This is a genomic window from Candidatus Neomarinimicrobiota bacterium, from assembly GCA_041862535.1.
Taxonomy (GTDB): domain Bacteria; phylum Fidelibacterota; class Marinisomatia; order SCGC-AAA003-L08; family TS1B11.
Map to the genome: position 1 here is coordinate 1 of JBGVTM010000222.1, position 7714 is coordinate 7714.

3 protein-coding genes are annotated in these 7714 nt (G+C 51.0%); all 3 read left to right on the top strand.

Features of this window, described 5'->3' with window-relative positions:
* On the top strand, positions 1-1984 hold a 1984-nt coding region (locus ACETWG_08165; GenBank protein MFB0516564.1), incomplete at its 5' end, for a LamG-like jellyroll fold domain-containing protein.
* 75 nt (positions 1985-2059) lie between these two features.
* On the top strand, positions 2060-5374 hold the full coding sequence (locus ACETWG_08170) for a carboxypeptidase-like regulatory domain-containing protein (protein MFB0516565.1): 3315 nt from the start codon (positions 2060-2062) through the stop codon (positions 5372-5374).
* Positions 5375-5424: 50 nt separating this feature from the next.
* Positions 5425-7593, top strand: coding sequence for a hypothetical protein (locus ACETWG_08175; GenBank protein ID MFB0516566.1), 2169 nt, complete (start codon positions 5425-5427; stop codon positions 7591-7593).
* The last annotated feature ends 121 nt before the right edge of the window (positions 7594-7714 follow it).

Below are 7714 nucleotides of genomic sequence, written 5' to 3' on the forward strand. Positions count from 1 at the left end.
GGGTAATTACGTATACGGCTATCCGGACATCACAGCGGATAACTGGGACGGCGGAGTACAGATTCTCGATGTAGACAGGATCAGGGTGTACGAGCCCCATCCATTTGCGCCGGTCCTCACCCATACCGCCGAAAACGCCTTTGAGGTCGTGCTCGCTGATGTCGGTGCCTCGCTTAAACGGGACCCCATCGACACCCGGATTACCTATGAAGCGCGTACCGGTACCGCTACGTTTGGTGGGGCTTATACCGGTGATGGCACAGGTATCATTGACAGTCAGGATGACGTTGGTGGCTGGCCGGAATTACTGACCTATGATGTTCCTGCTGATAAAGACCACGATGGCATGGCCGACGATTGGGAGGTGGCCCATGGATTAGACACCACCGATGCTTCAGACCGCAATGGTGATTTCAACGGTGACGGCTACACCAATCTGGAGAAATATCTGAATAGTCTGTGCGAACGAACCAACTTCCTGATGGCACCGGCTGAATTGACGGCTTCAACCATGTCCCATGAAGCGATTGAATTGCGGTGGAGGGAGAATACCCTTAACGAAATTGGTTTTTCCATCGAGCGCTCGGAAGGTGACACCAGTAATTTTGTAGAAATTGCCACCACAGGCCCGGATGACACGGTCTATACCGATACAGGTCTAGAGGCGCTAACCACCTATTTTTATCGTGTCCGGGCCTATAATGCGCAGGTTCAGTCAATACCGACCAATCTCGCAGAGACTACGACTCTGGATACAAGCGGTGTCCCGTTCCAGGTTGAGGAGCCAGTACCTGCTGACGGTGCAGTCAATGTAGGGATTGATACCATCTTAGAGTGGGATGATGCCATCGGAGCCACATCCTACGATATCTATCTGGGGACCAGCAGTCCGCCACCCTTTCGTGTCAGGCAGTCAACCACCGAGTATGAATTTCGTAATCTGCAGGACGCAACGACTTATTACTGGCGCGTAGATGCGGTTAATGATTCAGGAACAACCACCGGTGAAGTATGGCAGTTTGCAACGGAATCATTCAGCGAAGCGCTGATTGCCTACTGGCCGTTTGAGCGTGGGTATGGCTCCCTGGAGTTGGATGCTACCGGCAACAATCACTTCGTCTATTTGAATAACATGTCGGCTACTACTGCCGCGGTGGATGGTCCCGTTGGTTTGGGACTCCAATTTAATGGCCTAGACAATTACCTGCTGGTCAGAAACAGTGAACTGATCAATATCTCGGTTCGTGGCTTTACCGTTACGTTCTGGCTGGAGTTGGATGATACCGCCCAGGCGGCGCCAATCCTATCGAAAGGCATTTTTGTTGAGGGGAGCCTGAATCGCGGTTATGAAATCTGCCATACTGGAGGCGGGATCTTACAATTTGGTGTGGGTGATGGAGAGCGGGTATGTGCGGTAGAAACCATGCACAGTAGCATCATACCTGATAATTGGGTGATGATAAGCGCGATTCGTGACCGCTCCGACAAGAGCCTTAAGCTCTACGCCGATACGACTTTACTGGCTTCGGCACCCGACAGCACCTGGAACATATCACAGTCGCGCGATCTATATATGGCTGGGAATCTCCCGAAAAACCAGTATCTGAAGGGTGCCCTGGATGAGGTTCGTATTCACAATTATGCGTTGGATACCACGGAGATCCGCACCCTTTATCTTGAGGGAACTGTTTCTATAAAGCCACAGGAGGTGGCAACACTGCCTCAAAGTCTGGAGCTGGAGGCGTATCCCAATCCTTTCAACAGTTATATCACCATCATCTATACCGTCCCCCGTACAGGCAACGTACAACTGACTGTATACAACCTGCTAGGTCAGGAAGTTGGCTCCCTGGTTGATGAGTATGAGTTGCCAGGCGAGTATACTTTCAGATTCAACGGAGATCTATTTGCCAGCGGTATTTATTATTTACGCCTGAGCAGTCAGGATCAGGTCAGAATACAAAAGTTGATGCTGATAAAGTGAACTTTCTTCATTCCGATCGCACAGATGTACCCTGCCTGAAATCTACAGGCACAAACACATAAGGAGCGCTAGTCGATGGAAGGTCGTATTCGGACCCTAAGAAAATGGATCGTCACCCTCTGGGGAGCCATGCTATTACTGCCCATGGCTTATGGACAGACGAGCAAAATCGTCGGGACTGTAATTGACGCTTATAATGGTGTCCCTTTGCATGGTGTAAACGTGATTGTCAAGGGAACCTACCTCGGAGCGGCTACCGATGTTGACGGATATTTCCACATTCTGAACGTCCCGGCGGGCAGCTACGAAATTGAGGCCTCCATGATCGGGTATAAAAAGACCACGTTACTGGATGTGCTGGTTTCTGTGGATCAGGTTACCGGGCTTGATTTTGAAATGGAGGAAACTACTCTGGAAGGTGAAGCCGTTACCGTCGTGGCGGAACGAGATATTCTGCACAAGGAAATCTCGAACAGTCAACAGGTGGCATCAGCAAGCCAGATCGAAGAAGCGCCGGCGATTCGGACGATAAACCAATTCATGGGTTCGCTGGCCGGGGTAACGGGTGAGCGGAGAATTACCGTTCGAGGGGGTTCAGCAGATCAGACGGGGACGATCGTAAACGGATTGAGCTTCGTCAATCAGCGCATTGGAAAGGCGGAAGCAACTATCCCTCTCAGCGCCGTGGATCAGATCTCGTTACAAACGGGTGGTTTCAGTGCCGAATATGGCAATTTTCGATCGGGTATCTTAAACATCACAACCAAAAGTGGTGACCGGGATACCTACCACGGGACCTTCAGCTATTCCCGCAATGTGGCCCATATGAAAAGATTCGGGAAATCGCTCTGGGATCCCACCAACAGTGGCATGCGGCCTTACTTGGATCCGCTCGTGGCCTTCATGGGTACCAGTACGGGATGGCTGGTAACCACCGGATATGATACTGCTCAGGCGGAGTACCTGAAACAGGGGCATGAGACGTTCGAGGGCTGGGAAAAGGAGGCCTTGAAATACAATCGCGGTAAACCGGCCGAACAGCAGGTTACCGCTATGGATCTGTATTTATGGTCTGCCTGGGCCTATCAGGTTGTCCCTGATTTTGCAGCATTGGATACACTTTATCCACAATATGAGATCACCGAAGCGCAGAAGCAGGCTCTGCGTGATCATGCCCACGAGCCGGAAGGTCTATACACGGACTACGATCTCGATTTCGGCTTTGGCGGCCCCGTTCCTTTTCTCAGCAAGGCACTTGGCGACGCTACCTTCTATTTCGCGAACAAGACAACCAACTTCAACTACGTCCAACCGGTGATGCGAAATGGAGAGCTTACATCCATTTCGATGTTGACCGTCAAATCACATCTCTCCAGGAGAACCACTTTGAAATTGAACGGTCTTCACCGCATCATCAAGGGCACTCAAACCACATTTCCAACCGATGGCACCATCCCCGACCTGGAGGGCGGGGGCGACACCATGCCCATTGACAACCTGGAGATCTTCGTGGACGAAGTTCCCGATCGGGACGAGACGATATACAAATATTATTGGCACCCTACGTTCTGGCAGCCCAAGGTGCAAACCACTATCCTGGGTGGATTTACAATCGACCACATGATCAGTCCGGAAACCTTCTGGAATCTGAATATCTCCTACGCCTGGCATCAGGACTTTTTCGAACCCAAGGAAACCAGGGATAGAACGGCTATCATCAATTTTGGGCCAATCTGGGTGAACGAAATGCCCTACGGAGTCGTATTCCGCCCCGATACCGTCTTTTACGATCCTGACGATCCGAGCAAATATTTTCTCCATGGTCGTTACGAGACTCCTCCGGGGATGAATCGGAGGTTCTCCTCCAAGGTGGGTGAATATCACGAAAATTCGGTGACCCAGCAATTCCGGGCTAAATATGATTTCAGCAGTCAGGTGAACCGGTCCAATCTCATCAAGGCCGGGGCGGAATTGAATTATTTCGACCTCAATAACGACAACTGGCGCTGGTGGGAAGGCGAAGATACCATCTATGAACTCCGCGACCGTCGGAAACCATGGCAACTGGGAGGCTATATCCAGGATCAGATCTCCCTGGAGGGAATGGAAGGGCGTCTGGGAGTGCGCTTTGATTATTATAATTCGGGTGGCGGTGTTTGGCCTTCCGATGACCCGTGGAACGAAGCCGCCTTCACCAAGGGCACCGAAGGCGATGACAAGCAGCAGCTGCGACATGATCTGGAATCGGGAAAACAGGTAGTCTGGGACCGCTGGCGTGCCATCGATGACAGTCTGGGAGGCACCTTCCTGAAAAAAACTAAGAACTATTTCACCATTAGTCCTCGCATTGGGATTGCATTTCCCATCACAGAGAGATCGAAATTCTTTTTCAATTATGGACATTTCCGTTCTCTCGCTCCCTATTCCCAGCAGTTCATGTACAAGATGCGTTTCTATAAACGCGGTTTGTTCGATATAGGGAATCCCAACCTGGAACCCCCGCGGACCATATCCTACGAACTGGGTGCCGCTTATAATCTCATGGATAGGTACCTGATCCAACTGAGTACCTATTACAAGGATGTTACCGGCGAAGCTGCTGATATTGAATTCAATAACATATCCGGCACCCTCGATTACCATGGTTGGCTGAGTAATCGGTGGGAAAACGACCAGGGATTTGAATTGAGGATCACGAAGAGCCAGGGTGCCTTTTTAACCGGGTGGGTCAATTTTTGGTACGTCATCGATAAGAACGGCTATACTGGCAGGGAAACCGCCTACGAGGATTCAGTGCGTAACGCTCAAGCGGGTGCTTTATATGCCGGTGAGGAAAACAGTCCCACCCTGATTCCCCGCTTTTCCGCCAATTTATCCTTCCATACTCCTAAGAATTGGGGCCCCCAACTCTTTGGAATCGATTGGCTGGGTGGTTGGATGGTTAGTATTCTACCGGAATGGCGCCGGGGAGACCTCTTCACTCATAATCCCGCTGACATTCGAAACCTGACCGATAATCTCCGCTGGCCCGACTACTATATGGTGGACCTTAAAATGTCCAAAACAGTAGCGGTTGTCGGTGCCCACCTGAATCTCTATGTGGATATCAGTAATGTATTCAATTTCAAAGTCAACGATATGGATGAGGAGTGGGCATTCAGAACCGATCTGGATAGGGATAATTATCTCAACTCGCTGCACCTCGCCATCTACGACTCTCCTGAATATGATAATTTGCGGGAGAAGAATCCCGGGATGTTCATACCGGGAAATGACAAGGTCGGTGAATTTCGGTCCAAGAAGAAACCGTATATCAACGATCCCGATAACATGATGTTTCTGTATGGGGCACCCAGAGATATCTGGTTCGGGATTAAAATCAGTTTTTAACAATGCATGAGAATTCCATTCACTGAGTAACTACATGGAAAATGATTACTATGCTGCCTAAAAAACATCCTCTCCTGTTCAATTTCTTCACCTGGTTTGCCGGGATCGTTCTCACGGCCACGCTGTCGCCCGAATCCGGATTGATGGCACAAACGGCAGTGATCCGGGCTAACAGGGTCTGGTGTGGCATGCTGGAAGATGGAGGGACCGGATTCTTCCAATATAGCTCCAGCTGGTTTCCAGCGGACTATAATTGTATGGGTCCTTCCATGGAGCAGGGTTCCGGCATGACGGGATCAAACATTACCATGGCCTGTACGAACTGGATCGATCCCAATGGGACACTGATAGCCAAAGCGGTTATCAGGCCGGTGGATGTCTATTCGAACTGGTACGTGGATTCGCCTATGACGGATTACATTCGCTGGGCATACCCGACCAGCATCGTCAATTTTCAGGATGTAACCCTCACCGAATGGGGGGAAGTTGACCCGACTAAGATGGTGGGGACCAGCGACCAAACAGCGGAAGTCACTACCGTCAATTCCCTGGGGGTGGAAATCAAACGCAAGGTATTCGCCTGGAGCCAGCAATTCCACGATAACTACATCGTTGTGGATCTGGTACTGACCAACCGAAGTGGTGAGACCCTGAACAATTTTTATGTCTCCATGCACCAGGCACCCTTCTATTGGCGTAAAGCCAAGGGCTCTACGGACAATCCCGATATTCCGGACCAGGACGTAGTCGAAAGAGCTGCCTGCTGGCATCACTATTACGGTGCGAGGCCCGGGGACAGCCTGCGTGTGTTTTACATGTATCATGCTGATGAGCCGGATCGCAATGGCGATCAGATGGGTGGGCCGGTGACCTCACAGGATGGCCGGTTGGTAGAAAGTGATATTGCATTTTATACGATCCTGCACGCTTCACAGGCTCCGTATACGGACCCGGCCAATGATATTGATGATCCTCTTCAGCCAAAAGTAACCGATGTATATGCCGAGCCTGCCATAGGTGTTGCCGGATTGTGGGGCGGCACCGATGCTACCGGTAGGGATTTAATTTACGATCTGATCGCAGGACGGAATGGGAGCGAGGGATTTCAGCCTATGGAAGGGCAGTACGCCGGTACGTTTCACCGGGCCAACAATGATGAACAAGGCGACCCCGACTGGTCCAACCTGGGAGACGGATTTGATAAAAGTGCCGTCTGGAATCGCAGCATTTCGGCGTTCGGGCCCTATGCGACCTTCGAAGATGGCCAGTCCCTGCACTTCGTTTATGCCAGCGGTTATGCCGGGATTGGGATTGAGAAAGAGAAGGAAATCGGAGAGAAATGGTTGTACAATACACTCACTGATCCGCCTAATCTCCCCAATGCCGAGAAAGGGTATTTCCCCGCCAATTTTGCCTATCCACCCGACGCTACGGGAATCGATAAAATCAAGGACCGGTGGGTCAGTACCGGTATTGATTCCGTGCAGAAGGCGGCCGCCCGAGCCAAATGGAATTTTGAACATGATTGGCAGGTTCCGGCTAGTCCACCACCTCCAACACAGGAGATTACAGGTTACGGGGATGGCGTGGAAATCAAGTGGTCTGATCCGGAGGCGGAGGAATCGGAGGGATTTGGCGGGTATCGCATCCTGCGACGAGTCGGCCGGGCGGATACCGTTTTCTTCGATATCGTACATCAAACGGCTGCCTCTGATATCGCCACCGAACATACCTGGATAGATACCGTTATCTTATTCGGGGCCTCTTATTTCTATTATATCCAGGCCGGTTATCGCATAGCGGAGGATGATCTGAATGCGCATCCTAGCAGCCGGGGCAGGACCATCTGGAGTGGGCGCCTTTGGAATCCTACCACTCTGGAGGTCCAGCCACCACGGTTCACGGGTGACAAACTGAGTGATATCCGGATCGTGCCGAATCCATATAATATCAGGGACCCGCTGATCGCCGATTATGGCTGGGACGATGACCGAGGTCTCATGTTCTTTAATCTGCCCGCCGAAGTGACGATAAAAATATTTACCGAGAGTGGGGATCTGGTGAGAACCATTGTCCATAATCCACCCACCAGAGCCGGTTCGCTGACCTGGAACATGCTGACGGATACTCAGCAAGCGGTTGCAACCGGTATGTATATCGCCGTCTTTGAGACACCTGATGGATCGCTAGCCTATCAGAAGTTCATAGTTGTTCGCTAAAGCTTAGTGAGAGGATCATGTCCATGAATCGCTGGATCCTGCGTTTGATTATCCTGACTACTCTCATGGTGGGCCAGAAAGCACTGGCACAGACCGTTGATAGCCAGGGTGTTAAGATGAA

Excerpts from the sequence above, each read along its gene's own strand:
- ACETWG_08170 (MFB0516565.1), top strand. The coding sequence starts at position 2,060 with ATGGAAGGTCGTATTCGGACCCTAAGAAAATGGATCGTCACCCTCTGG.
- ACETWG_08175 (MFB0516566.1), top strand. The coding sequence starts at position 5,425 with ATGCTGCCTAAAAAACATCCTCTCCTGTTCAATTTCTTCACCTGGTTT.